The sequence below is a fragment of the Sphingomonas sp. Mn802worker genome, from assembly GCF_000382485.1.
GTDB lineage: Bacteria > Pseudomonadota > Alphaproteobacteria > Sphingomonadales > Sphingomonadaceae > Sphingomonas.
Window position 1 is genome coordinate 103,434 of the sequence record NZ_AORY01000004.1, and the last position, 26,385, is coordinate 129,818.

The 26,385-nt window shown below is 66.8% G+C and carries 21 protein-coding genes and 2 tRNA genes; 10 read left to right on the forward strand and 13 right to left on the reverse strand.

Annotated elements, in window-relative coordinates; translation table 11 throughout:
* Positions 1-82 precede the first annotated feature (82 nt).
* The 3 genes from pncA to SMN802W_RS0103960 form a co-directional block, all read right to left on the reverse strand.
* Entirely contained in the window at positions 83-709 is a 627-nt protein-coding gene (gene pncA / locus SMN802W_RS0103950) for a bifunctional nicotinamidase/pyrazinamidase (protein ID WP_019515592.1), read from the reverse strand.
* The gene (locus SMN802W_RS0103955) at positions 706-1,686 is read right to left on the reverse strand and encodes an aldo/keto reductase (protein ID WP_019515593.1); all 981 of its coding nucleotides are present in this window, start codon (positions 1,684-1,686) and stop codon (positions 706-708) included. Before SMN802W_RS0103955 ends, pncA begins: the two co-directional genes overlap by 4 nt.
* 147 nt (positions 1,687-1,833) lie before the next feature.
* Positions 1,834-4,113 (reverse strand): beta-glucosidase, encoded by a 2,280-nt coding sequence (locus tag SMN802W_RS0103960; protein ID WP_019515594.1) that lies wholly within the window; start codon positions 4,111-4,113, stop codon positions 1,834-1,836.
* A gap of 176 nt (positions 4,114-4,289) precedes the next feature.
* Here SMN802W_RS0103960 and SMN802W_RS0103965 point away from each other — a divergent pair, with 176 nt between their 5' ends.
* Positions 4,290-5,720 (forward strand): L,D-transpeptidase family protein, encoded by a 1,431-nt coding sequence (locus SMN802W_RS0103965; RefSeq protein ID WP_019515595.1) that lies wholly within the window; start codon positions 4,290-4,292, stop codon positions 5,718-5,720.
* A gap of 45 nt (positions 5,721-5,765) precedes the next feature.
* Here the strand turns inward: SMN802W_RS0103965 and SMN802W_RS18545 are convergent, their stop codons facing one another.
* Positions 5,766-5,918, reverse strand: coding sequence for a hypothetical protein (locus SMN802W_RS18545; protein ID WP_019515596.1), 153 nt, complete (start codon positions 5,916-5,918; stop codon positions 5,766-5,768).
* Between the two features lie 109 nt (positions 5,919-6,027).
* On the opposite strand from SMN802W_RS18545, the gene SMN802W_RS0103975 reads away from it, so the two are divergent.
* Positions 6,028-6,103, forward strand: a tRNA-Val gene (locus SMN802W_RS0103975).
* Between the two features lie 127 nt (positions 6,104-6,230).
* On the opposite strand, the gene SMN802W_RS0103980 is transcribed toward SMN802W_RS0103975, so the two are convergent.
* On the reverse strand, positions 6,231-7,361 hold the full coding sequence (locus SMN802W_RS0103980) for an SGNH/GDSL hydrolase family protein (protein ID WP_019515597.1): 1,131 nt from the start codon (positions 7,359-7,361) through the stop codon (positions 6,231-6,233).
* Positions 7,362-7,774: 413 nt separating this feature from the next.
* Here SMN802W_RS0103980 and SMN802W_RS18690 point away from each other — a divergent pair, with 413 nt between their 5' ends.
* Together SMN802W_RS18690 and SMN802W_RS0103990 are read left to right on the forward strand one after the other, a co-directional pair.
* On the forward strand, positions 7,775-8,905 hold the full coding sequence (locus SMN802W_RS18690; protein ID WP_156818717.1) for a sialidase family protein: 1,131 nt from the start codon (positions 7,775-7,777) through the stop codon (positions 8,903-8,905).
* A 52-nt stretch (positions 8,906-8,957) separates the two neighbouring features.
* Complete coding sequence (locus tag SMN802W_RS0103990; RefSeq protein WP_019515599.1) at positions 8,958-9,500, forward strand: hypothetical protein; 543 nt, start codon at positions 8,958-8,960, stop codon at positions 9,498-9,500.
* Between the two features lie 174 nt (positions 9,501-9,674).
* Here the strand turns inward: SMN802W_RS0103990 and SMN802W_RS0103995 are convergent, their stop codons facing one another.
* The 3 genes from SMN802W_RS0103995 to SMN802W_RS0104005 all read right to left on the reverse strand — a co-directional run bounded on the left by SMN802W_RS0103995 (position 9,675) and on the right by SMN802W_RS0104005 (position 14,678).
* The gene (locus tag SMN802W_RS0103995; protein WP_019515600.1) at positions 9,675-10,598 is read right to left on the reverse strand and encodes a Gfo/Idh/MocA family protein; all 924 of its coding nucleotides are present in this window, start codon (positions 10,596-10,598) and stop codon (positions 9,675-9,677) included.
* 23 nt (positions 10,599-10,621) lie between these two features.
* Entirely contained in the window at positions 10,622-11,713 is a 1,092-nt protein-coding gene (locus SMN802W_RS0104000; RefSeq protein WP_051083495.1) for a glycosyl hydrolase family 43, read from the reverse strand.
* Between the two features lie 82 nt (positions 11,714-11,795).
* Entirely contained in the window at positions 11,796-14,678 is a 2,883-nt protein-coding gene (locus SMN802W_RS0104005) for a TonB-dependent receptor (protein ID WP_238560103.1), read from the reverse strand.
* 159 nt (positions 14,679-14,837) lie between these two features.
* Here SMN802W_RS0104005 and SMN802W_RS0104010 point away from each other — a divergent pair, with 159 nt between their 5' ends.
* Genes SMN802W_RS0104010 through SMN802W_RS0104025 form a run of 4 tightly spaced genes read left to right on the forward strand, consistent with a single transcriptional unit; the run spans position 14,838 to position 19,858 of the window.
* Complete coding sequence (locus tag SMN802W_RS0104010) at positions 14,838-16,649, forward strand: IlvD/Edd family dehydratase (protein WP_019515603.1); 1,812 nt, start codon at positions 14,838-14,840, stop codon at positions 16,647-16,649.
* Complete coding sequence (locus SMN802W_RS0104015; protein ID WP_019515604.1) at positions 16,649-17,497, forward strand: SMP-30/gluconolactonase/LRE family protein; 849 nt, start codon at positions 16,649-16,651, stop codon at positions 17,495-17,497. The genes SMN802W_RS0104010 and SMN802W_RS0104015 overlap by 1 nt, the downstream gene beginning before the upstream one ends.
* Positions 17,498-17,529: 32 nt before the next feature.
* Positions 17,530-18,666, forward strand: coding sequence for an aldose epimerase family protein (locus tag SMN802W_RS0104020; protein WP_019515605.1), 1,137 nt, complete (start codon positions 17,530-17,532; stop codon positions 18,664-18,666).
* Positions 18,667-18,724: 58 nt separating this feature from the next.
* On the forward strand, positions 18,725-19,858 hold the full coding sequence (locus SMN802W_RS0104025) for a cellulase family glycosylhydrolase (RefSeq protein ID WP_051083497.1): 1,134 nt from the start codon (positions 18,725-18,727) through the stop codon (positions 19,856-19,858).
* 89 nt (positions 19,859-19,947) lie between these two features.
* Here the strand turns inward: SMN802W_RS0104025 and SMN802W_RS0104030 are convergent, their stop codons facing one another.
* From SMN802W_RS0104030 to SMN802W_RS0104045, 4 genes are read right to left on the reverse strand one after another with little or no spacing between them, the layout of a single operon-like run.
* Positions 19,948-20,940, reverse strand: a complete 993-nt coding sequence (locus SMN802W_RS0104030) for a glycoside hydrolase family 43 protein (RefSeq protein WP_019515607.1) — start codon at positions 20,938-20,940, stop codon at positions 19,948-19,950.
* Positions 20,937-21,563 (reverse strand): 2-dehydro-3-deoxy-6-phosphogalactonate aldolase, encoded by a 627-nt coding sequence (locus SMN802W_RS0104035; protein ID WP_019515608.1) that lies wholly within the window; start codon positions 21,561-21,563, stop codon positions 20,937-20,939. The genes SMN802W_RS0104030 and SMN802W_RS0104035 overlap by 4 nt, the downstream gene beginning before the upstream one ends.
* Positions 21,560-22,429, reverse strand: a complete 870-nt coding sequence (locus tag SMN802W_RS0104040) for a 2-dehydro-3-deoxygalactonokinase (RefSeq protein ID WP_019515609.1) — start codon at positions 22,427-22,429, stop codon at positions 21,560-21,562. Before SMN802W_RS0104040 ends, SMN802W_RS0104035 begins: the two co-directional genes overlap by 4 nt.
* Positions 22,426-24,015, reverse strand: coding sequence for a sodium/sugar symporter (locus SMN802W_RS0104045; protein ID WP_019515610.1), 1,590 nt, complete (start codon positions 24,013-24,015; stop codon positions 22,426-22,428). Before SMN802W_RS0104045 ends, SMN802W_RS0104040 begins: the two co-directional genes overlap by 4 nt.
* A gap of 118 nt (positions 24,016-24,133) precedes the next feature.
* Between SMN802W_RS0104045 and SMN802W_RS0104050 the strand changes: the two genes are divergently transcribed.
* Positions 24,134-24,856, forward strand: coding sequence for a FadR/GntR family transcriptional regulator (locus tag SMN802W_RS0104050; protein WP_019515611.1), 723 nt, complete (start codon positions 24,134-24,136; stop codon positions 24,854-24,856).
* 342 nt (positions 24,857-25,198) lie between these two features.
* Positions 25,199-26,242 carry a redoxin domain-containing protein gene (locus SMN802W_RS16360; protein WP_037523280.1) on the forward strand — a complete coding sequence of 348 codons (1,044 nt, stop codon included), beginning with the start codon at positions 25,199-25,201 and terminating at the stop codon, positions 26,240-26,242.
* 36 nt (positions 26,243-26,278) lie between these two features.
* On the opposite strand, the gene SMN802W_RS0104060 is transcribed toward SMN802W_RS16360, so the two are convergent.
* Positions 26,279-26,353: transfer RNA gene (locus SMN802W_RS0104060), tRNA-Thr, on the reverse strand.
* Between the last annotated feature and the right edge of the window lie 32 nt (positions 26,354-26,385).

Below are 26,385 nucleotides of genomic sequence, written 5' to 3' on the forward strand. Positions count from 1 at the left end.
CCCGCCGCCCGCGCAATCGCGCACGGTCATCATGCGCGGGGGTCTGGCCCACGATCGAAGACCGATGCGGCGGTTGTGAGCTCTACAGATTAAGGTGCACGCCCTCCGTGCGGAAGCGTTGCTCGATCGCGTCGACGCTGCTGCTCTGCGGTGCCGGCATCGCAATCGCGCGGGCGAGCTCTTTCAGCACCACCGCCTCGAACCCTTCGGCGCGCGCATCAAGCGCGGACCAGCCGACGCAGAAATCATAGGCCAGTCCGACGAAGACGCAGCGCGTCACCCGGCGGTCACGCAACGCGCCGGCAAGGCCGGTGCGCGTCGCATGGTCATTCTCGAAAAAGGCGGAATAGCTATCGACCGCCGGGTTCGTACCCTTGCGCACGATCAGGTCGGCGCGCGCCACCGCCGGCAGGATCGCGGGGTGGAACTCCGCGCCGGCCGTACCCTGAACGCAATGATCGGGCCACAGCACCTGCTCGCCATATGGCATCGCGATCACCTCGAACGGCTGCGTGCCGGGATGGCTGCTCGCGAACGAGGAATGACCGGCGGGATGCCAGTCCTGCGTCACCACGACGTGCGCGAACCGTTCGGCGAGCGCAGCGATCGGCGCCATCACCGCGTCACCGTCCGCCACCGCCAGCCGCCCGCCGGGGCAGAAGTCGATCTGCGGATCGACGATAACCAGGGCGTCGGTTGCCGCGATCACTGGAAGCCGACCACCGCGTGCGGCACGTATGGCGCTTCCAGCCGCGCGATCTCGCCCGTGGTCAGCCCGAGTTGGAGGGCGGCGATCGCGTCATCCAGATGCCCTGGCTTCGATGCGCCGATGATTGGGGCAGACACCGCTGATTTGGCGAGTACCCAGGCGAGCGCGACCTGCGCGCGCGGTATGCTGCGCTCGGCCGCGATCTTCGCCACTTCCTCCATGACGCGCCGATCAGCGTCGGCGGTATGCGCGTAGAGCGTCTTGCCGAATTCGTCGGTCTGCGACCGCTCGGTTGTTTCGTCCCAGTCGCGCGTTAGCCGCCCGCGCGCGAGCGGGCTCCACGGGATCACGCCGATGCCCTCCGCCTCGCACAACGGCAGCATCTCGCGTTCCTCTTCACGGTAGAGCAGGTTCACATAGTTCTGCATCGTCGCGAACCGCGTCCAGCCGTTCGTCTCGGCGACGTGGAGCATCGTCGCGAATTGCCACGCGTACATCGACGACGCGCCGATGTAGCGCGCCTTCCCCGCCTTCACCACATCGTGCAGCGCTTCCAGCGTTTCCTCGATTTCGACGTCATGGTCGAAGCGGTGGATCTGGTAGAGGTCGACGTAATCGGTGCCGAGGCGCGTCAAGCTCGCGTCGATCTCGGCCATGATCGCCTTGCGGCTGAGACCGGCGCCGTTCGGGCCGGGACGCATCCGGCCGTGGACCTTGGTCGCGATCACCACCTCCTCGCGCCGGGTGAAGTCCTTCAGCGCGCGCCCGACGATCTCCTCCGAGGTGCCGTCCGAATACACATTGGCGGTGTCGAAGAAGTTGATTCCGGCCTCGACCGCCTGACGCAGGATCGGGCGGCTCGCCTCCTCATTTAGCGTCCAGGCGTGATTGCCGCGATCGGGCACGCCGTAGGTCATGCAGCCGAGGCACAGCCGCGACACGTCGAGGCCAGTGGTGCCGAGCTTGGTATATTCCATGGTCGTTCTCGCCTGATCGTTGAATTTCGGCAGCCGCTCAGGTGAGCGACTGCCGATCAGGGAACCCAACGTCTGGCATCACCAAGTGGTTCGCGTGCGCCGTCGATCAGCAGCAGCGGGCAGTGCGGACGCCGCCCGCCAGGCCGGTCAGGGCTTCATCGTGGCGGCATCGAGCGTCGCGCTCGACACCATCGTGCGGTCGCTCGCATCACGCGCGAGGGCGACACGGTAGGTGCCGGCACGCACGCGCCAGCCGGGCAGCTTGGTGTCATAGTCGGCGATGATGCGCGGCTCTGCGGTCAAGGTGACGCGCCGCGTCTCGCCGGGTTTCAGCATCACGCGGGTGAAGCCCGCCAGCCGCATCGGCTGGTTGGCGCCATCACGCGACACGTACATCTGCGGCACGTCGGCGCCCTCGGTGCGGCCGGTGTTGACCACGTCGAACGTAATCGACAGCCGCTTGCCGCCGCTCACCACCGGATTGCGGTAGGCGAAGTTGGTGTAGCTCAGCCCGAGGCCGAACGCGAACATGGGCTTCATGCCCTTCTTCTCGTACCAGCGATAGCCGACGTCCGACCCTTCTACGTAATCGACCGGAAAGCTCGGCAGCACGGCGTTGCTCGCGGTACCCGGATCGGCCGCGGCCTGCGCCTCGATCGAGCTCAGCCGGTCGAGCCCGACCGGCGCGGCACGCGGCGGCTGCGCGGCGGAGGCGGGGAAGGTGATCGGCAGGCGGCCCGACGGATTGACGCGGCCGGTCAGCACGTTCGCGATCGCCTCGCCGCCGCGCTGTCCGGGATACCATGCCTGTACGACCGCGGGCACCTGATCCAGCCACGGCATCAGCACAGGGCCGCCCGTCTCCATCACCGCGACGGTCTTCGGCTGCACCGCGGCGACGCGCGCGATCAACGCGTCCTGGTTGTCGGGCAGGCGCAGGTCGGCGACATCCTGCGCCTCGGTCGTCCACTGCGTCGCGAAGAAGATTGCCATGTCGGCGTTCTTCGCGGCCTCCAGCGTCGCGTTCAGGTTGCGCCCGTCGACGTAGCTGATCTGTGCGCCCGGCAGCGCCTTGCGTAATGCTAGCAGCGGCGAGGAGGCGTGATAGGTGATGCGCGCGAACGACGATGCGCCGCCGCTCGAGAGCGGGATCTCAATCGGTGCGCCACCGACCGAGCGGACCTGGCTCGACCCGCCGCCCGACAGGACGCCGACATCGGCCGACCCGCCGATCAGCACGATCCGCTTCGCGGTGCGCGCCAGCGGCAGCAGATTGCCGTCGTTCTTCAGCAACACGATGCCCGCTTCCGCCGCACGCTGTGCGACTTCAGCGTGCTGCGCATAGGGCGGCGTCTGCGCCGCGGACGGCACCGGCGCGTCATAGGCGCCGGTCTCGATCAGCCCGGTCAGGTAACGGACCACCATGTCGTTCAACCGCTGCACCGGCACCTGACCCGCCTGGACCGCCTGCTTCAGCGCAGGGCCGAAGAAAACTGCCTTGTCGAGTTCCTGCCCCGATTGCTGGTCGAGCCCCGCGTTCGCCGCCTTGACGGTCGAGTGCACCGCGCCCCAGTCGCTCATCACCCAGCCGCGATAACCCCAGTCGCGCTTCAGCACGCGGTTGAGCAGGAAGTCGTTCTCGCAGGCCCAGTCGCCGTTGACCTTGTTGTAGGCGCACATCACCGATCCGGGATTGCCGCGCTCGATCGCAAGTTCGAACGCCAGCAGGTCGCTTTCGCGCAGTGCCTGCTCGCCGATCCGCGCGTCCGCGACGGTGCGGCCGGTCTCCTGCGAGTTGAGCGCGAAATGCTTGACGGTCGACACGATCCGGTTCGACTGCACGCCCGCGATATGCGCGCCCGCCAGCTCGCCCGCGAGCAGCGGGTCTTCGCCCAGATATTCAAAGTTGCGCCCGTTCCACGCATCGCGCGTCAGGTTGACGCCGCCCGCCAGCAGCACGTTGAACCGCTTCGATCGCGCCTCGCTGCCGATCATCGCGCCGCCTGCGCGCGCGATTTCGGGGTCGAAGCTCGACGCGGTGGCGAGGCCGGAGGGCAGCGCGGTCGCGACGTCGCCGCGGCGCTGCTCGACCTGGTTGGCGACGCCCAGCGAGGCATCGCTTTCACGCACCAGCGGCACGCCGAGACGCGGAATGCCGTCGGTATGGCCGGCCGAGGGGATCAGCTCGTTGGTGGTCTTGCCCGCTGCCATCGGCGGGAACAGGCTGTGGACCAACGCGATCTTCTCATCAAGCGTCATGCGCGCGACGATCCCCTGCGCGCGGGTGCGTGCCGCGGTGTTGTCGGCACGCGCGGCGCTGGCGGGTGTCGCTGCGCCGCGCTGCTGTGCCTGCTGCGCCGTGGCTGCGCTTGCGCCCGCCAGCCCGAGCATCGATGCGCCGATCAGCGCCGCGTTCAACCGTGTCATCCTCTTGCCCCTGTTGGTGCCGCGCGATCGCCGCGGGCGTGTGATGGATGCGCACACACCATAAGTCCCGCGCCGGCTCAAGCCGCCGCCAGTCGTAGGTGGCCGATTTGCGCTTGTGATCGCGGGAGCAGACCCACCCGGCGTGCGTTCTGACTCCGAAACAAAGGGAGTGTCGCGTGCAGACGAAATGGGGACAGGTGTCAGCGCTCGCAGTGCTGCTGGCGGGATGCAGCGTGTCGGTCGCACCCGACAACCAGACAGCGGCCGCGAACGCGAGCGAGCCCGCAGGGCCGGCCGCGTGGAGCAACAGCACGCGCACGCAATTGCGTGAGGCGATCGACGGACGCGCCGCGCACGGGCTCGACCAGATGAACTTCGCCGGCGATGCGAGCGACGAGGCCGCGCTGACGAAGCAGGCGCTCGCCTATGCCGCCGCACTGGCGCGCGGTGCGACCGACCCGACCAAGCTGTACGACGTCTACACTGTGCCGCGCCCGAACCCCGACCTTCAGGCCGGTCTGGCCGATGCGCTGCGCAAGGGTGACGTGAAGGGCTGGCTTGCCAGCCTCGCGCCCGCCGATGACAATTACCAGCGTCTGTCGAAGGCGTATCTGGCGCTTCGCAACCAACCGAGCGCGCCCGCAACCAACATCCCGGTGAACGGCGAAGCGATCAAGCCCGGTGCGACCGATGCGCGCGTGCCGGTCATCGCACGACAGCTCGTCATCCTCGATTACCTCGATCCGAAAGCGGCGCATGGGCAGCAATATACGCCCGCGATGGTCAATGCCGTGCGCGGGATGCAGGCCGACTATGGCATGAAGCCCGACGGGGTGATCGGCAGCGAGGCGCTGGCGATCCTCAACATGTCCGACATCGACCGCGCGCGCGCGGTCGCGATCGCGATGGAGCGGCTGCGCTGGCTTGAACGCACCCTGCCTGCGACGCGGATCGACGTCAATCTGGCGGCGGCACGGCTGACCTATTGGCGCGACGGCAAGATCGCCGACAGCCGCAAGGTGGTGGTGGGAGAGCCCGATCGTGAGACGCCGCAGCTTGGCTCGCCAATTTTCCGGCTTGTCGCCAATCCGACCTGGACGATCCCGCGTTCGATCGAGGGTGAGACGGCGGCGAAGGGCGCGGCCTATCTGAAGGCCAACAATATCGCGCGCAAGGACGGCTGGCTGGTGCAGCAGCCGGGGCCGAAGAACTCGCTCGGCCTCGTCAAATTCGACATGCAGAACGATCACGCGATCTACCTGCACGACACGCCCGCCAAGCAGCTGTTCCAGATGATCCAGCGCCAACGCAGCCACGGCTGCGTCCGCGTCGACGATGCGCTGGGCTTTGCCGAGATCATCGCGCATGACGAAGGCGTGACCGATCAATGGCACCAGGCGCGCAGCACCGGCAAGGAGACGTTCGTCAAATTGCCCCGGCAAATCCCGGTGCGGATGCTCTATCAGACGGTGCTATTCGACGACTCGGGCGAGCCGATCGTGCGCAACGATCCTTACGGCTGGGACGACCGCGTCGGCGCGGCATTGGGCTTCAAGGCGGGCAAGGCGCTGCGGGTTGAGACGCACGCGAGCGACGAGGGGCCGTGATCCATCGGACACGACCGGGCGAACGCGCGCCCGGTCGTGCGGCCGTTACAGCAGCGAAGACTTTCGCGGGATCGTCTCCTCGCTCGGCTGATCCTTGTCGAGCCTGTCGCTCGGACGCCGTGCACCACCGTCGCGCTGATGCTCGGTCGACAGATTGGGGCGTTCGGTCTGCTTTGTCGGCTTGATCGCGTCGTCCATGGCGTCTCTCCTATGTATGCCAGGTAACGGTTGCGCGATCGGTCGCGTTCCGGCTCTTGCGAACGCCGCCGCCGCGGCCTAGAGGCAGCGCCCACGTCGCCGATGCGACGGGCGCTTAGCTCAGCTGGTAGAGCGGCTCGTTTACACCGAGTAGGTCGGCGGTTCGAACCCGTCAGCGCCCACCATCACGCAGCAGTGAGACGCGGCGCGCACGCTGCAAGCACGGCCAATGCAGGCGAAACGTGCGAGAAAGGTGCATCGGAGGATGATCGCGGGCGCGACCGCCGATCCGGCAACACGCGTGACTGTTGCTCAGCGGAACAGCGACAGTGGGATCGCCTCGGCCATCTTCGTTTCACCCGCATCATTGGGGTGAAGGTCGTCGCCGAACTGCAGCGCCCTTGCCAGTCGCTTGGGATCGGCAGGGTCTGCGACGGTTTTCTCAAGGTCAAATATCGCGTCGAAGGCCCCGCCGGTCATGATCCAGCGGTTGACCGCGACGCGCACCGCCTCGCTCGCCTCGGTGTACCGCCCCGAGCACCGGTAGGGCAGGATGGTGAAGCCGACGACCTTGATGCCGTGTTCGTGCGCGCGCACGATCAGCTGGCGGAACGCGCCGATCAGCTGCTCCGCCGTGACGAGCGGCTCACTGGGCTTCGCCAGCGCGATGGTGCCGATGTCGTTGATCCCTTCCAGGATCGCCACGTGCGTGACGCCCGGCACGCTCAGCACGTCGCGGTCGAACCGCATCAGCGCGCTCGGCCCGGCACCCGGTGCGAGCAGGCGATTGCCGCCGATCGCCTGAGTGATCACCACCTCGGGCCGGCCGGCAGCGGCAAACCGCCGGCCGAGCGCGTCGCCCCAGCGGCAGATGAGGGGGGCATCGTTAGCGCAGTCGTTATTGTCGGTGATCGAGTCGCCATATGCGACGATGATCGGGCGCGGTCGGGCCGACTGTACGTCCAGCCCGGCGATGAGCGGACGAAAGGTGCTGCGTTGCGCCTCGGTGAAGCGCGCCGCGCGCGTGAAGTCTCCGGCTTGCGAGATCAGCGTCGGCGTGCCGCCGGCCTGATGCGCGGTGGTGAGCGCGGTTCTGTTCTTCACGAACAGCGAGACATCGACCAGTTCGAACGCCTTAACCGGCAGTCGGACGGGATCGCTGACCAGGGGCGCACCGATCTCGATCCGCGCCTCGCGCTTGCCGGCAAAGGTGACAGGAACGAACGCGCCGTCGGGTCCGCGGATCGTCGCGGCGTCGATACGCACGACCTCGCTGCCGTGTTCGTTCGACAGCCGCAATCTCAGCGACGAGCCCGCGGCGCCGACCCGCACCGTGGCACGCAACGTCGCATTCTCGATCGTCACGATCTTGTCGGGCGGCGACGGGAGCGGACTGGCGGTCCAGGCGCGCACCCAATGCCCACCGGTCTGCGCAGATGCCATCGGCGCGCCGACACATGAGAGAAGCGCCCATAGCGGCAACCAACGGGTCAATAGGTGTAAGCGCGACATCGTGTCTCCCCGGATGATCGGTTCATAGGAGGGCGGATCGCCCATCTGCTCCTGTGCAAGCAGCCGGCGGCAAGGATGACGGCCAGACCGTGAGGTGACGGCGGAGCAGGCCCGCAGCAGTCTGCCACGTGATGCCGCCCAGGTGCGATCCAGCCAGCCGCTTCATCGGTTCATCCGCTCCCTCGCGCACGCGTCGGAACCGTTCGGTCCGACGGACGCCCTCTTCCTTGTCACTTACATCACAATCGACGCGACACGATCAACATTTAATAATATTATTCCTACCGACTCGATTGCTCCGGCGGGAGCGAGACGATGGTCGCATAAAATGAGGAGAGGGAATGATGAAAAGGCAGCATCTGCATCGCGCCGCATTGCGGCGGATCACTCGGACGATTGCAGGCGCGACGCTGCTGACGGCATCGCTGCTGGCCGCGCAAGCCGCATCGGCGCAGTCGCAGCTGAACACGACCTCCGCGCTGTATGCGCGCGTACGAACGATGCCAAACGGTGAGCTGGTCTCCACGGTCACGTCCTTTGACGGCGGTGCGCACATCGACGTCTACGCCAGCAGCAACGCCGGCGGGTCGTTCGCGAAGGTCGGGCAGATCAACGACGCCGAATTCTCGAGCGGGCTGTGCTGCGGCAACATCTACGTATTGCCGCGCGCGATCGGATCGATGGCGGCGGGCACGATGATCTGGGCCGGATCGGTCGGGCAGAGCGCGACCAATCGCCGCATGAAGATCAAGCTGTACCACAGCACCGACAACGGACGGACGTGGCGTTACATCACCAATCCGGTCGTCTCGCCGAACACGGGCGGTTTGTGGGAGCCGGAGTTCATCGTCGCGAACGACGGCGCGCTGGTGATGTTCTATTCGGACGAAACCGACGGCGTGCACAGCCAGCGATTGCTGATGAAGCGCAGCTACAACGGCACCAGCTGGGTCGACCAGACCGACGTGGTGGTCAGCACGATCAACGCGGACCGGCCCGGCATGGCGGTGATCGGCCGGCTGGCAAGCGGTACGCGGTACATGACCTACGAGATGTGCGGGCCAGCGGCGTGCACGACCTTTTATCGCACGTCGACGGACGGTTGGAACTGGGGCAGCGCGAGCAACGTCGGCACCGCGCTTCGACTGTCCGATGGACGCTATTTCGCGCACGCGCCCTATAATGCGGTGATGGCGAACGGCGCGATCCTGGTCGTCGGGCAGGTGCTGCGCAACGCCGACAACACGACGGCGGCGGGTAGCGGCTCCACGCTGTTCAAGAGCGCCAGCGGCGACCCCGCAGGACCATGGGTTGCGGTCTCCGCACCGGTCAGCGTGCCGAACCCCGATGGGACGAACCCGTGCCCGAACTATTCGGCGCCGCTGCTGTCGGTTGCGGGCGGGCAGGTGCTGGAGATTGCAGGTCGGCTGCAAGGCTCGACCTGCATTCAATATTACGCGCGCAGCGGCTTCTGATCGGATCAAGCGCGACCGGCTGCGACACGCGGCTGGTCGCGGGGGAGGCGGAATGCAGAAATTCGTCATGGCGGCGGCAGCAGCCGGCGTCGCGCTGTGCGGCGCGCTCGGCTGGTGGGTAAGCCAGTCGCCCGAGCCACGGACGCCGGGGTTGATCGTGGTGCAGCGTTCGCCGGAAGAGCCCGTCATGGCGGACCCTCGTCCGCTGGCGGCGGTAGCGCCAGTGACCCAGAAGCGTGTCGATCCGATCGAGAACGAGCCGGATCAATTGTTCATGAAGGTGCGCAGTGAAGCCAAGGACGAGCATTGGTCGGCGCAGGCCGAGGCCCGGCTCGACGCGGCACTCCGGCATATCCCCGGGATTGGACACGGGCGGCCGCTGACGATCACGTGCGGCGCATCGACCTGCGAGGTATCGGGGTCGGCCGCCAACAATGACGATTACGACAAGGTGCAGAACACCTGGGTAGCGCTGAACGCGGCGATGCGCGATCCCGAGTTGGCGCGCGCCGGGCTTGCCCTTGCCGGATCGACGCTCGGCACCGCGCGCGATGTTGCCGGGTTCGTCATCTATTATCGACGGCAGCCAGCTTGATCGCTCCCTCTCACGGGCTTCACGCTAGAAGGCGAGGTCGGCGTGTGCGCGACGCGCGCCGATGTCGCTTGCGGGGCAGTGCCAGCAATATGATTCGCGGTGCGTTATCCAAAACGGAGCGACAGCCCGACCGGCCATGTCGGACGCCGCTGCATCATCCGCGACCGTCGAGCATCAGAAGTCGAACGGCTCGACCGTTTTCCGCTCAGCCACGAGGAAGGCGTCGGCGACGAGTTGCAGCGGGCTGACATCGACATCCGATTGCCCGGTCGCGATCAGGTCCGCGAAGCGGCGGTAGAGCCGTGCATATTCCTCGTTCTGCCCGGTCGTGGCGGTCGTGCCGGGCAGCGCGATGGTCCGGCCGCCGTCACGTAAGGCGAGCGTGCCGGCCTCGGTATCGACCCCAATATCCCATTGTTGCGGGCCGGTTTGCAGGAAGTCGAGGCTGACCTCGACCGGTGCGTCGCCGCAGCGCATCCGAACGGTTGCCGCGATCGGGCTGACGCGGTTTGCGGGCACCGCCAGCGTCGCTGCGCTGACCAGCAGAGCGTGCGGCAGGATACGGGTCGCGATCGAGAGCGCGTTGATGGCGGGATCGAACACCCCGAAGCCGCCCGCCGCCATGATCCACTCCTGCCCGGGATGCCATTTGCGGATGTCCTCCTTCCAGTCGATCCGCACCGCCCGAATGCGCTTGCCCGCCAGCCAGTCGCGCGCGGTGTCGACCGCGGCGGCCTCGCGCGAGTGCCAGGTGGTGAACAGCGTCAAGCCTACGTCGCGCGCGACCTTGTCCAGCAGCGCAACCTCGGACACGGTGGCCGCAGGCGGCTTTTCCAACATCACGTGCTTGCCCGCGCGGAGGGCCGCCAGCGCCTGATCGACGCGGCCGGAGGGCGGCGTGCACAGCGACACGGCGGCGAGATCGCCGCGCGCCGCCAGCATCGCCTCGATCGACGGATATGCATCGATGCCGTCGACTTGCGCCGCGCGGCTGGCGGTGGCGGCCAGATCGAACGCCGCGACCGACGCGATCGCGGGCAAATGCTGGTCGCGCGCGATCTTGCCGATGCCGACCAGTCCCAGACGCACTTGGTTCATTGCATCACCTCTGGACGATCCTTCTACCGTGCCGGCGCAGCCGGATAGGCCGCGACCAGCGCATCATATTGCTTGCGGCTGATCGGGATCATCGATCCGTGCCGAAGCCCCGCAGGCATGGTGTAGCGATCCCACGCCGCTACACCCGAGTTGCCCGACACCTGGAACCACGGACCGGAAAGGCGTGGCGCCTTAGACAGACCGTAGCTGGTTCCGGCATATTGCTCGTAATACAGGAACCAGTCCTTGTCGCCCGGTGCGCGGATCAGCGTCGGTGCCTCGCGGAAATTGGGGCTGAGCGACGGGCCGGGCAGGGGATAGGGACCGGTCAGCGTCGGCCCACAGCTCATCCGCACGGTCTTGCCGGTCGTCCAATTGTACGACGGGTAACGCTCGTCCTTGATGATCGCGCAGTAACCGGGCCCGGAGTCGTTCGGGACCACGAAGGTGTCGATCGTCGCCATGTCCCAGTCGAACAGCCGGCGCGGCGTCCCGGTGAACCGTTTCAGGTCGGGCGACAGGACGTAGAGCGTCCGCTGGCTCGCCCAATAGCGCTCGGGATCCTCGGGTACGCCGGGCACGGTCGCGGTGTGCCATGTCAGCATGAAGCGTTTGGATGCTTCGTCGAAGAACAGCTTGGGCGCGCCGATCCGCTGCAATGGGTTGGCGAGGCCCGGGACGTGCATCAGATCGGGCTTGTAGGTGCCGAACGGCGTCCAGCGGACGAGATCGTCCGATACCCAGAAACGGATCAGCGGGTCCTCGTCGCTCTTGTTGCCGACGAGGTAATAGCGGCCATCGGGCCCGCGCGCGATCGATGGGTGGCCGTGGTAATCCTCCGTCACCGCCTTGCCGCCGTTCAGCTCCTGCCAGTGTAGGCCATCACGACTGACCGAGTAGAACAGGACGCCGTAGCGTTCCTTGGTCATGTGCGCGAACAGATACGCTTTGTCGGGGTCGACATAGGGCGTCTCGAGCGCGCCGGGCGGCACCTCCGCCTGCTGCGCCGCCGCGATCGGTGCGGCGAGCCCGGCTACGAGCGCGTGGAGAAGGCGCGATGCGCGCGCCGTTCGCCGGGGGCGAATTCTATCGGCAGTGCGGCGGTCGAAGAGCATCGGCTCGTCCTTTCCGCGGTGGCTGACACCGCGAGGCCGGCACCGCGCGGGCATGCGCCCGGCGCGATGCCGGCGTGAGTCGTCAGAAGCGGGCGCGGATGCTGGCGCCGTAGAACTTGTCGTCCAGGCGGACGTCGTGCGGGAACAGCGTCTTGTCGAAGTAGCTGTAATACCGCCCGCCGAGCACGTTCACGCCGTCGACGCTGACCGTCACGTTCGGCGTGATGTCGTAGGAGACGGAGAAGTCGAGCCGTCCGTTTGCGCGTACCCGGTTGAACTGGCTGTCGAAGTTCGCGCCGACCAACGTACCGCCGTTGAACAGCACCTCGTTATACCCGTCGCGCCAGGTGTAGACCGCGCGCGCGGTGATGCCGTACTTCTCGTACAGACCACCGGCCGTATAGGCGTATTTCGACACGCCGAGCAGCGGCTGCCCTTCGAGCGGGTCGCCCGGCGTCTTGATGACGCTGTCGGCGTAGGTGAAGTTGGCGAGCACGCCGAACCCGTCGAGCCCCTCGGGCAGGAAGTCGAAGAAGGTCTGCGTGCCGACCTCGATCCCCTTCAGCGTCGAGGAGCCGACGTTACGCGGCTGCGTCACGCGGTAGCTGATGCCGTTGATGACCTGCGTCGAATTGGCAGCAGCGACGCGGTCCTTGATGTTGCGGTAATAGCCCGCAATCGTGAACGAGCTCGACCGCCCGAAGTACAATTCCGCCGTTGCATCGAAATTGTCCGACAGCACCGCGCGCAGGTCGGGATTGCCGCCGCTGGCGGTCGGCACGACGTTGGTGTTCGCGGGGATCACGAACGACAGACCCGGGTTCAGATCACCGAAGGTCGGGCGCGACAGCGTCTTGGCATAGGTGCCGCGGAACTGAAGGTTCGAGGTCGCACGGTAACGGATGCTCGCGTTCGGCAGGACATAGGTATCGGTCGTGTCGCGCGTCGTCGGGGTGAACACGGTGTTGCCGCCGACCGAGCTGACCGAGGTGCCGGTCAGCGAGCGCGTCGAGCGCACCACGCGGACGCCGGCCAGACCATCGATCAACGACGCGCCGCCCAGGTCGATCTCGTACTTGCCCTGCACATAGGCGGCGAGCGTGTTCTCGCGCGCGTCGTAGTTGCGCGTCGGGCTGTAGGCCGGATCGCCTGCCGCGCCGCCGAAGATTGCGCGCAGGCGGTCGGTCTGGTCGAGCAGGAAATCGCGGTCGGGCGTCACCCATGCGGCCCCGCCGTTGATGAACGGGATCGTGGCGGGTGTCTCGACCAGGAAGTCGCCCGGCAGGCCGACCGAATTGACCAGCGTGTTGCGGTTGCCGCCCGGCGCGCCCGGCCCGCCCGGCGCGGTGCCGCGGAAGGTGGCGTCGCGCTTGTTGTAGCGCACGCCGATCTGGAACTGGCGCAGGAAATTGCTTTCGATGTCGAAGGCGGCATCGAGCTTCGCGGCATACTGGCTGCTGTTCGCGCGGGTGATCTCCTGGAACAGCGAGTTGGCGAAGCGGAAATCGGTCGCGCTGCCCAGCGGATTGCCCGGCGTGTTGGTGGTGCCGTGCTTGTTGTCGTCGATAACGATGCCGACGCTCGGGATCTGCTTGCCGACATCGACGATGATCGTGCGGTTGCCGGTGGTTGAGTTGATGTAGCTGAGATCGAGGTTGACGTGCACCGCGTCGCGATTGAAGCGGAAGCCGCCGCCGCCGACATATTGGTCGGTGAAGCTGGTCTTCGCCTGCGTGCTGGTCAGGCCGGGTACGCCGTTGAAGGTCGCGCTGGCGCCGACGCACAGGTTCTGCGGTGAATCGTTCGGGCCCCCCCCGGGGAAGCCTGCACCGTTGACCGGCGCGGTGAAGCATTCGTCGGTGCGCTGAACGTCGCTGATGCTGCGCGACCCGAACAGGTCGGACGAGATGAAGTAGCTACCAAAGCGCGCCCGGTAGCCGGCGTATAGACCGTCGGCGTAGATTTCGAGGTCGGGCGAGGGGCGCCACTGGAACGCGGCGTTGACCTGCGGGCGCGTGTTGCGGCCGTTGTCGACCACGCCGCCGACGCAGGTCGGCAGCACGGTGTCACGCGCACCGGGAGGGCCGTTGTTGGCCGAGCGCGGATCGCAGTTGAACGAGATCGGGCGGCTGAAATTGTTGCGCGCGTATGAAACGTCGGCGAGCAGGCCCATCTCGCCGATGCCGGTGTCCCAGCGGCCGGACACCAGCATGCCGGCGGTGAAGCTCGTCTTGTCGGAAATGTCGCCGTAGAATCCGCGTACGTTGGTGGCGACGGTCAGCCCCTTCTTGAAGTTGAACGGCTTCTGCAGCTTCATGTTGATCGAACCGGCGATGCCGCCCTCGATCAGGTCGGCGGAGTTCGACTTGTAAACGTCGACGCCGGCGAGCGCTTCGGCCGGGAGATCCTGGAACGCGAAGCCGCGACCGACGCCGGTGAAAATCTCGCGCCCGTCGACGGTCGTCAGGATATCACCGAGACCGCGAACGATCGGTGCCTGGATCTCGTTGTTGAAGCCATTCGACACCTGCACGCCGGGTACGCGCTGCAACGCCGAGGCGACCGAATTGTCGGGGAACTTGCCGATGTCGTCGGCGACGAGCGAGTCGACCACCTGATCGGCGTTGCGCTTGATGTTACGCGATGCGGTCAGGCTGGCGCGCTGACCGGTGACGACGATGTCATCGCCGACCTCGCCTTGGTCGGACGGGCCGCGTTCGGCCGCGCCGCCGACCGTCTGCGCTGCGGTCTGGTCGCCGTTCTGCTCGTTGGTGGCGGCGGCGCCGGCGGTCGGCATCTCCGCGGTCGAGCCGCTCTGCGCGGTCGAGCCTGCCTGACTGGTCGATCCGGGCTGCTGTACGGCGGTGTCGGCGGTGTCGGCGGTCTGCGCCGCGACATTGGTCGCGCACAAGGCCAGCACGAGTGCCGATGCACTGATGGTACCACGAAGTGCGGAAACGCGCATAATCCCCTCCCATGACATGGCCGGTCGCTGCGGCCTTCGCGCCATCCGCTACTTCAGTCTTATTCATCATACAAGTATTGTTTGTTGCTGCATCGCGCTGCTATATTCGGCTATACGGAAAGCGCCGACTACCGGGAGTGGGTCGGCCGGGGAGGATCGATGGCAGCGGATCAGGGGCAGGCGGGACCTGCGACAGGCGGGCTGCGTAGCCGCCAGTGGTTCAACAATCCCGACAATCCCGACATGACGGCGCTCTATATCGAGCGTTATCTCAATTACGGGTTGAGCCTTGAGGAGCTGCAATCCGATCGCCCGATCATCGGGATCGCGCAATCGGGCAGCGACCTGGTGCCGTGCAATCGCCATCATCTGGTGCTGGCGGAGCGCGTGAAGGCGGGTATCCGCGATGCCGGGGGCATTCCGATCGAGTTTCCGACGCACCCGTTGCAGGAAACGGGCAAGCGCCCCACTGCCGGGCTCGACCGCAACCTTGCCTATCTGGGGCTGGTCGAGGTGCTGTACGGTTATCCGCTTGACGGTGTCGTCCTGACGATCGGATGCGACAAGACCACGCCGTCGGCGCTGATGGCAGCGGCGACCGTCAACATTCCGGCGATCGCACTGTCGGTCGGGCCGATGCTGAACGGCTGGTACAAGGGGCAGCGCACGGGATCGGGCACGATCGTGTGGAAGGCGCGCGAGCTGCTGGCGGCCGGTGAGATCGACCAGGCGGGCTTCATCAAGCTGGTCGCCTCGTCTGCGCCGTCGACCGGTTTCTGCAACACGATGGGCACCGCGACGACGATGAACAGCCTGGCCGAGGCGCTGGGCATGTCGCTGCCCGGATCGGCGGCGATCCCGGCGCCCTACCGCGACCGGCAGGAATGCGCGTGGGAGACTGGGCGGCAGATCGTCGAGATGGTCCGCGCGGATCGCAAGCCGTCGGACATCATGACGCGCGCGGCGTTCCTGAACGCGATCCGCGTCAATTCCGCGATCGGCGGGTCGACCAACGCACCCATCCACCTGAACGCGATCGCGCGCCACATGGGTGTCGAGTTGACGCTGGCGGACTGGGAGGATCATGGCGCCGACGTGCCGCTGCTCGTCAACCTGCAACCGGCGGGCAGCTATCTGGGCGAGGATTACTACCGCGCCGGCGGTGTGCCGGCGGTCATGGGCGAGCTGTACCGCGCGGGACTGCTCGACGGCGGCGTGCTGACCGCCAACGGCGCGACCGTCGCCGATAATATCGGTGACGCGCAGATACAGGACAGCGACGTAATCCGCCCGTTTGCCGAGCCGCTTAAGTCCGATGCCGGACTGGTCGTGCTGAAGGGCAATTTGTTCGATGCTGCGGTGATGAAGCTGTCGGTCATTTCCGACGAGTTCCGCTCGCGCTATCTGGCCGATCCGGCACACCCCGACATGTTCGAGGCGCGCGCGGTCGTGTTCGACGGCCCGGAGGATTACCATGACCGGATCGACGATCCCGCACTCGGCATCGACGAGCACACCGTGCTGGTGATCCGCGGCGCGGGCCCGGTCGGCTATCCCGGCGGTGCCGAGGTGGTGAACATGCGCTCGCCGGCCGCGCTGATCCGCGCCGGCATCCATGCGCTGCCGTGCATCGGCGACGGACGGCAATCGGGAACGAGCGGCAGTCCGTCGATCCTGAACGCCTCGCCAGAGGCAGCGGTCGGCGGCGGCCTGGCGCTACTGCGCACCGGCGACATGATCCGCATCGATTTGAACACGCGCAGTGCCGACATGCTGGTCGACGACCATGAGATCGAGCGGCGCCGGTCGGAACTCGCGACGGTAGAGAATGCGATCACGCCGCCGTCGCAGACCCCGTGGCAGGAAATCCAGCGCGGCATGGTCGGGCAGTTCTCGACCGGTGCGGTGCTGGAGCCCGCGGTCAAGTTCCAGCGGATCGCGCAGCAGGGCATCCCGCGGGACAGCCACTGATGTCTGACGTGCGCATCGTTCCACGCGACCGCCGTGACACGCTGGGCGAGGGGCTGCTGTGGAGCGCGCGCGAGCAGGCGGTGTTCTGGGTCGACATCCTTGAGCGGCGCGTGCAGCGGCTGACGCTCGCGGACGACGCGGTGACCGTGTGGGAACTGCCCGATGTCGTCGGTTGGCTGATCGAGCGCGAGCAGGGCGGCTTTGTCGCAGGTATCGGGCGCGCCTTCGCCGCGCTGACGCTTGATCCGCTGACGATCGAGACGATCGCGGCCCCCGAGCCCGAGCGCGAGGGCAATCGCTTCAACGATGCCAAGGCGGATAGGGCGGGGCGCATCTGGGCCGGATCGATGCCGTTTGGCTGCGACCGACCGTCGGGGGCGTTCTACCGTCTCGACCCCGATGGCAGCGCGACGCGGGTGAGCGACGGCTATACGATCGCGAACGGTCCCGCGATCGGTGACGGGTTCCTGCTCCACACCGACACCGCGCTGCGCACGATCTTCCGGTACCCGCTGCATGATGACGGCTCGATCGGGCCGCGGACGCCGTTCATCGTGTTCGAGGACGGCTGGGGCAATCCCGATGGCATGACCTTCGATGCCGAGGGGCATTTATGGGTCGCGTGCTGGGGCGGCGCGTGCGTCGCGCGCTTCGATCCCGCGGGCCGCCGCGAGCGCGTGATCGCGCTGCCCACGTCGCAGATCACCAACGTGGCATTTGCTGGCGACGCGCTCGACCGCATGTTCGTGACCTCTGCCGCCGAGCGCTGCGACGGGGAACATGCCGGCGCGCTGTTCGAGGTCGATGCCGGCTGCCGCGGTGTCGCGCCGTACCGCTTCAAGGGATAGCGAGCGCGGTTCGTGACGCTCGACGAGGGAGAATGATGATGCGCAAGACGATGATCGCCGCCGCCCTGCTGGCCGGCACCGCCGCCAGCCCGGCACTCGCAGCCGACGCGCGGCGAAGCGACTTCGGCACCTTGCCCGACGGCCGGCACGTTCCCGCCGTCACGCTGACCAACGCCAAGGGCGTGAGCGCAACGGTGATCGCGCTGGGTGCGGCGCTGCAATCGCTCAAGATGCCCGACCGCGCGGGCAAGGTCGCCGACGTGCAGGTCGGTTACGACACGCTGGAGGGTTACGCGACGAAGCCCGAGTTCTTCGGTGCGACGGTCGGCCGCGTCGCGAACCGCGTGGCGAAGGGACGCTTCACCATCGACGGTCGGCAATATTCGACGCCGGTCAACAACGGTCCCAACTCGCTCCACGGCGGGACCAAGGGGTTCGACAAGGTGCTGTGGCAGGTCGTCGACACGAAGAACGGACCTGCCGCGTCGGTGACGCTGCGCTACGTCAGCCCGGACGGCGACATGGGCTATCCCGGTACGCTGACGACGACCGCGACCTATTCGCTCGACGAGCAGAACCAGCTGACGATTGCCTATACCGCGACGACGGACAAGCCGACCTACGTCAACATCTCTAACCACGCTTACTGGAACCTCGCCGGGCCGGGTGCCGGGGCGATGGGGCATGTCGTGACGATCCCGGCGGACCGCTACACGCCGACCGACGCGTCCTCGATCCCGCTCGGCCGTCACGCCAGGGTCGCGGGTACGGTGTTCGATTTCCGTAGGCCGACCGCGGTCGAAGACCGGGTACGCGACGCGCGTGACCAGCAGATCGTGTTCGGGCGCGGGTACGACCACAATTGGGTGATCGGCGACCGTGTCACGACCGACCAGCACATGATGGCGCGGGTGGTCGAGCCGGTATCGGGCCGCGGGTTCGAGCTGTGGTCGAACCAACCGGGGCTGCAATTCTACTCGGGCAATTTCTTCGACGGGACGGTCGCAGGCAAGAACGGCCAGCTGTACCGGATGGGCGACGCGATCGTGATGGAGCCGCAGGTGTTCCCCGACGCGATGAACCAGCCGGGCTTTCCCTCGATCCGGCTCGATCCCGGTCAGACCTATCGCAACACCATGACCTACAAGCTTTTCGTCCAGAAGAAGTAACCGGGAGGATCACGTGAAAAAGCATCTGTTGGCGTCGCTGCTGCTCGGCAGCACGCTCATGTGCGGGGGTGCCGAGGCGCGCGTTCGCTGGACCGAGGCGCAGGCGAACGCCTGGTACGGCAAGCAGCCGTGGCTGGTCGGCAGCAACTACACGCCCGCGACCGCGATCAACCAGATGGAGATGTGGCAGGCCGCGACCTGGGACCCGAAACGGATCGATTACGAGCTGGGTCTGGCACAGGGCATCGGCATGAACACAATGCGCGTGTTCCTGCACGACCAGCTATGGACGAGCGACCCCGAAGGGTTTCGCCGCCGCATCGACGAGTTCCTGACGCTCGCGCAGCGCCACGGAATCAAGCCGCTGTTCGTGCTGTTCGACAGCTGCTGGGATCCCGATCCGAAGCTCGGGCCGCAGCATCCGCCGATCCCGGGCGTGCACAATTCGGGCTGGGTGCAGGGGCCGGGTCTGCCGGGCCTGCGCGACAAGACGCGCTATCCCGCCTACCGCGCCTATGTGCAGGGGGTGATCGGCGCGTTCAGGAACGACGACCGCGTGCTCGGCTGGGACGTGTGGAACGAGCCCGACAACGGTGCCGACCAGTACAAGGGGCAGGAGGGCAAGGAGCCGCTGGTGCGCGCGCTGCTGGCGCAGGTGTTCGACTGGGCACGCGCCGCCGAGCCGTCGCAGCCGATCACCTCGGGTGTGTGGCAGCACGACGACTGGTCGCAGAACGGCGGCAAGCTGACGCCGATGGAGAAGCTGCAGCTCAGCCAGTCGGACGTGATCTCGTTCCACGACTATAACTGGCCGGAGAAGTTCGAGGCGCGCGTCAAGCAACTGCTGCCGTACAATCGCCCGATCCTGTGCACCGAATATATGGCGCGCGGCAACGGTTCGACCTTCGACGGCTCGCTGCCGATCGGCAAGCGCTACAATATCGCCATGATGAACTGGGGCTTCGTCGACGGAAAGACGCAGACCCGGCTGCCGTGGGACAGCTGGAAGAAGCCGTACACCTATGAGGAGCCGACGATCTGGTTCCACGAGGTGTTCCGCAACGACGGCACGCCGTACCGGCAGGCCGAGACCGACCTGATCCGCAGCCTGGCCGCGGCGCCCAAGGGCGTGGTGCCCGCGACGATGCCGGGGCAAGTACAGGCGGTTCCCGCGCGCCAGCGTCGACGCTGATACGAGCCGGGCGGCGTTCGTGAACGCTGCCCGGCAATAACGATGATGGATTGATCGGGAGCGGGCGTGTTGCGTCCGCTCCCGTTTTGTCAGCGGGTCGGCGGTGCCGGCTGCTCGCCGCTGACCGGCAGTGCGAAGACCGGTTGCCCGTCCTTCGACCAGGTGACGCGTTGGACATGCGGCGCGCGCGCGGGCGTGCACTTCATGCCGGCGCGCGGGTTGGCGTGATAGACGATCCACGTCTGGCTGCCGGCCGCGAAGAAGGCATTGTGTCCGGGTGCGAAGACGCCGCCTGCCGGGTTCTTCGCCACCACGGGGGTCGGCTGCTTGTGCCAGCTGGCCGCGTTCAGCGGATCGCTGCCGGGGGCGGCGTGGAGCAGGCCGATGGCGTAATCGTCCGACCAGCACGCGCTGCCCGAATAGCTGAGGAACAGGTCGCCCTTTGGTCCCTTGAGGAAGGCCGGCCCTTCGAGAATTTGCCGGCCGCCCTGCCGCTCCCATGTCTGGTCGGGGCGCGCGATCACCACCTCCTCGCCCGCCAGCGTCCAGGGGTTGGTCATCCGCGCGATCGCCAGCACGCTGTCTGGCCCGACATAGGGCGAGTAGACGAAGTAACGCTTGCCGCCGGTTGCGAAGGTGGTGCCGTCGATCCCCGACCACTGGGTGTTGACGCGGCCGCGATCGATCCAGCGGCCCTGCAACGGATCGCGCGAGGCGTTCTCCAGCACGAAGATGCCGCGGTGGTCGTCATCGTCGTGACCGCTCGCCGCCGCGGTATAATAGATGAACCACTTGCCATCGATACGGTGCAGCTCGGGCGCCCAGATCGACTGCGCGTTGGGGCCGGTCGCGGGCGGCGTCCACACGACATGCTCGGGTGCGTCGGCGAGCTTGGCCAGATCGGTGGTGGCGCGGATCGCCAGCCGGTTCCTGAGCGTCGCCATGTAATAATAGGTGCCGCCGACCTGCACGATCGACGGATCGGGGCCCGAGGGCAGCAGCGGGTTGACCAGCATCGGCGACGGTGCCGCGACGAGCGGTGCGGCAATCGTCAGCGCCAGCGCGGCAAGGGCCTTCTTCATGCCGACGCACTCCAGCCGGCGACAAAGGCATCGGCGGCGGCGCGTACCTGCGCGGGGGTCGAGCCGACGCGGTAGAGCGCAGAGCCGAGCCCGAAGCCGTTTGCCCCCGCCTCGCGCCACGGCGTCATGTTGTCGGGCGTGATGCCGCCGACGGTTAGTACGGGCACGTGTTTCGGCAGCACCGCGCGTTGCGCCTTCAACACCGCCGGGCTCGCCGCCTCGGCCGGGAACAGCTTGAGCGCGGTGGCGCCCGCGTCCAAGGCGGCGAACGCTTCTGACGGGGTGAAATAGCCTGGCAGCGACGCCATGCCGGCCGCCGCGGTGGCGGCGATAACCGACAGGTTGGTGTTGGGCGAGATGACCATGCCTCCGCCGGCGTCCTGCACGCGTGCCACATCGGCGACGTTCAGCACCGTGCCGGCGCCGAACAGCGCATGGTCGCCGAAGCGCCGCGCCAGCCGTTCGATGCTGGTGAACGGATTGGGCGAGTTGAGCGGCACCTCGATCAGCGTGAAGCCGGCGGCGAGCAGTTCCTCGCCTACGCCCTCGACTGTGTCGGGTGTGACGCCGCGCAGGATGGCGACGAGCGGCAAGGCGGCGAACGCCTGCGTGAAATCGATCATGACATGAGTTCCCAGATGCGGGTGATTCCCGCCACGAAGGCGAAGTGGCTGTCGACAGCGATGCTTTGCGCGCCGACTTGCTCGATCGCTGCGGCGTAAAGCGCGCCGAGCGCCGGGTCGGCGAGCACATGGACCCGGTCGCCCGCGGACACCTGCGCGCGCACGTCGCTGCCGATCAGCAGCCCGCTGACGTAGGAGGCGGCGTCGGCGTCGTCACGTAGGCCGAGCAGACTGGCGGGGCGAACGCCGAACAAGGCCGCGAGCAGATCGTGGTCGCCGGCGCGCGCCACGCCGTCACGGAATGCCTGTCCGTCGACGACCGCATCCGTCATCGCCGCGCCGATCAGTGCGTGATCGCGCAGCAGCGCAAAGGCTTCGCCGGTCATCGCGGTGGCGAAGTCAACCAGCGCGCCATTGCGCATACGCGCCCATTTGCAATGCGTACCGGGCTGGCACAGCAGCGCGTCTTCGGGCACGAGGCCGCCCGCGACCGCGCCGAGCAGCTGAACCTCCTCTCCACGCATCACGTCCGCGCGGGTGCCATCGACGATGCTTACGCCGGGGACGATGAAGACGTCGTCCTCCACGCGCCGCGCTGCTGCGGCAAGCGTGTCGAGCGTGGCGGGGCAGGCGACATAGCCTGCGTCGACCCAGCCGCGGTTCGACCCGATCATGCCGGCGAGCAGCATCGGCCGATCGCCCATCTGCTGCTTGAGCGCGCGGGCGGCGGCAGCGAGATCATCGTCTGCGACCGCACGGATGCCGAGGCCGTCGCGCTCGCTGCGGGTGACCACGCCGTGCTCGATCAGATAGGCGCGCCGGTTGGTCGTCCCCCAGTCGACCGCGATGAAGCTGTTCGCGCTCACCAGAAGGTCGCGTACAGGACGACGAGGATCAGGACGACGGCAAGCGCGCCGACGTTGAAGCTCGTCGTCGTGCGATAGCCGACGTCATGAGTGTCGATCGTGTCACGGTCACCGCGGTTGGGCGTCAGCAGCGAGACGACGACGGCGAGCGCGAGTGCTGCAAGGAACACGACACCCATCCGGTCCATGAACGGCAGGCCGGGCGTCCACACCTTCATTCCCCACGACAGCAGCACTGAGGCGACCGCGGCGGTGATCGCGCCCGCCTCGTTGGCGCGCTTCCAGAACAGGCCGAGCAGGAAGATGACGGTGATGCCCGGCGTGAAGAAGCCGGTGAATTCCTGGATGAACTGGAAAGCCTGCTCCGACGATCCGACCAGCGGACGTGCGGTCAGGATCGCTAGCACGATCGCGACCGACGCGGCGATGCGCCCGACCAGCACGAGGCGTCGATCATCGGCGATATGATCCTCCGCCGCCGACGGCTTGCGCTTGAACTTCGCCCAGACGTCGAGCGTGAAGATCGTCGCGATCGAATTGATCTTGGACGCGGTCGACGCGATGATCGCCGCCACCAGCGCCGCAAAGACGAGGCCGAGCAGCCCGCTCGGCAGCAGCCGCATCATGGTCGGATAGGCTTCGTCTGGCTTGGGCAGGCCGGGCGCCAGGATCACCGCCGCGATGCCCGGCAGCACGATCACTATCGGCATCAGGAGTTTTAGGAACGCGGCGAACAGCACGCCCTTGCGCGCCTCGTCGAGCGACTTGGCGGCGAGCGCGCGCTGGATGATGTACTGGTTGAACCCCCAATAGCTCAGGTTGGCGATCCACATGCCGCCGATCAGCACCGACAGGCCGGGCAGGTCCATGTAGTGCGGATTGCCCTTGTCGAGGATCATGTCGAAGTGATCGGGGATCTCGCGGGTCAGACGCGAGAAGCCGGCGACGACGCCGCTGCCCTGTCCCAGCTCGCCAAGCGTCAGATAGGCGATGATGAGGCCGCCGAGCACCAGCAGCGTCACCTGCACGATGTCGGTCAGCGCGACCGCCTTCAACCCGCCCTTCAGCTGATACAGCAGCGCGAACACGCCCAGCACGACGAGCGCCAAGTCCTGGTTGACGCCCGCGACCTTGGTGACCGCGATCGAGCCGAGCCAGATGATGCTGGTCAGATTGACGAAGACGTAGAGCGCGAGCCAGAAAAGCGCCATCAGCGTCCGGATCGACGGGCCGTAGCGCCGCTCCAGGAACTGCGGCATCGTGTAGATCTCGTTGCGCAGGAAGATCGGCAGGAAATACTTGCCGACGATCAGCAGCGTCAGCGCCGCCATCCATTCGTACGACGCGATCGCAAGGCCGATGGCATAGCCCGACCCGGACATGCCGACGATCTGCTCGGCGGAGATGTTGGCGGCGATCAGGCTGGCACCGATCGCCCACCACGGCAGGTTCTTGGAGGCGAGGAAATAATCGGTGGTGTTCTTGGGACCGGCGCCGGCCTTGTCGCGGCTGACCCATTGCGCCAGCGCGAAGATGCCGATCGCATAGGCGACCACTACCAGTACGTCGATCGTCGCCAGCTGCACCTACGCTCTCCCCATCATGCACGCTTATGCGTTCACGCTCCTTTTATATGATAGATGAGACATGTCGACTGTGATTTAGTTGCTGGTGCGACGAGCAAGGTTGGTAGAGTGGTAGGGCGTGGATATCGATTCGGAATCGCCGGTGCGGCAAAACCTTGGCCGCAACCTGACCTTCGGGCTCCAGGAATTGCTCGGTCGCGCCATCGTCGTCGGCGAATATAGCGAGAAGCCGTTCCCGACCGAGAACGAACTGGTGCGCCAGCACGGGGTCAGCCGCTCGGTCACGCGCGAAGCGGTCAAGATGCTCGGCGCCAAGGGACTGCTCGGCGCGCGGCCTAAACAGGGCACGTTCGTCATGCCGGCGGAGGCGTGGAACCTGTTCGACGCCGACGTGCTGCGCTGGTTGCTGGAACGACGCCCGTCGATTGAGCTGCTGCGCCGCTTCAACGAACTGCGTATGGGGGTGGAGCCACAGGCGGCAGCGCTCGCGGCACAACGCGCCGACGACGAGCAGCGCGCCGCTATCGTTCAAGGGCTCGAGCGGATGAAGGCCGCTGACCGCGGCGAAGACGATTCACTCGACGCCGATCTGGCATTTCACGTCGCGATCCTGCGCGCGACCAACAACCCCTTTTTCGTCCAGTTCCGCGACATGGTGGCGACCGCGCTCAGGGTGTCGATCCGCGTGACCAACCGGATCGCTGGCCGCACCGCCAGCATCCATGACCATGCAGCGGTATGCGAGGCAATCCTGGCGAGCGATCCCGACCGCGCGAAGATCGCGATGCAGGCGCTGATCGACGACGTGCTGGTCCTGATCGAGCGACTGGACGATCTCTAGGGCTGAACTCATTGATGTGAGTGTCGCGATCGCACCCAGGTCGGCAAGGTGATCGGGCTAGCCACGCGTCTTGGTTACCGGATGGAGCGGCCGCAGCCGTTCTTTCCGAGGCGCTACGACAAGCTTCGATCGCGCTTCGTCGGTGGCCGAGCGGCATCGTCTTCGTCAACCGGGACGGGTAGCGCTGGCGAGATGCATCGGGTGTTGACGTGTCGCCGACGCGAACGCCTGCCACGCGTCGCTCTGCTGCGCCAACCGACCTTCGCATGGCTCGCGATCGGCCGGTCGGCCGCTTATGATGCGCTTGCCACCGCCCGCCCGCAGCTTCAGGTTCCACATCTCATGTCCTCCGCCTCTTACCCGCCGTTGTCGATCGGCGAGCCCGCGCCCTGGTTCACCGCACCCATGCTGGGGCAGGAAGCGGGCGCGGATTTCGACAAGGCCGGGGGGCGGCACGTCCTGCTGCTGCTGTTCGGGACGGCGGCGCATCCCGCGTGCGAGGTGGCGCTGGAGGTGCTGCAACGCCACGCCTCCATGTTCGCCGATGGTCGCGCCGCGATGCTGGGCGTCACGATCGATCCGCACGACGCCCAGCATCCCCGGGTGCAGGCATTGCAACGCGCAGGGATGCACATCTTCGTCGACGCCGATCAGCAGGTCAGCCGGCGCTACGGCGCGATCGAGACAACGCCGGACGGGCTGACACTCAGACCGTATTGGGTGCTGCTGGACCCCGCGTTGCGTGTGACCGGACTGTTTCCGCTCTCTGCCGCGCAGGAAGCGATCGCGACGCTGCGCCAGCAATGCACGGCGCCGCCGATCGACGTGGCGGCGCCTGCGCTCGTGCTGCCGCATGTCCTCGACGCATCCTTCGCCGCCGAACTCATCGCGCTGCACGCTCGCCATGGCGGCGTCGAATCGGGCGTGATGCGGCAGGTCGGCGACCGCACCGTCGAGGTGCAGAACCATGCGGTCAAGCGTCGTCGCGACGTACTGGTCGAGGAACCTGCGTTGCAGTCCTACCTGCGCGAGGCGATCACGCGCCGGCTGGTGCCGATGATCGAGCGGTGCTTTCAATACCGCCCGACCGAGATCGAACGCTATCTCGTCTCCTGCTACGACGCGCGCGATCATGCGCACTTCGCGCCGCACCGTGATAACACCACCCCGGCGACCGCGCACCGTCGGCTTGCCGTCACGATCAACCTCAACGACGATTATGACGGCGGCGACCTTCGTTTTCCCGAGTTCGGCATGCGCAGCTACCGTGCACCGCGATGCGGGGCGATCGTGTTCTCCTGCTCGCTGCTCCACGAGGTGACCCGCATGACGGCCGGCCGACGCTATGCGACGCTGCCGTTCCTGTACGGCGGTGCGGCAGGCTGATCCGCGCACCAGCGCTGGTCGGCGGAATGGGAAAAATGGTGCTGCCGGTGAGGATTGAACTCACGACCTCAGCCTTACCAAGGATGCGCTCTACCACTGAGCTACGGCAGCACTCGCGTCGTGTCAGCGACGGGAGGGCGCCT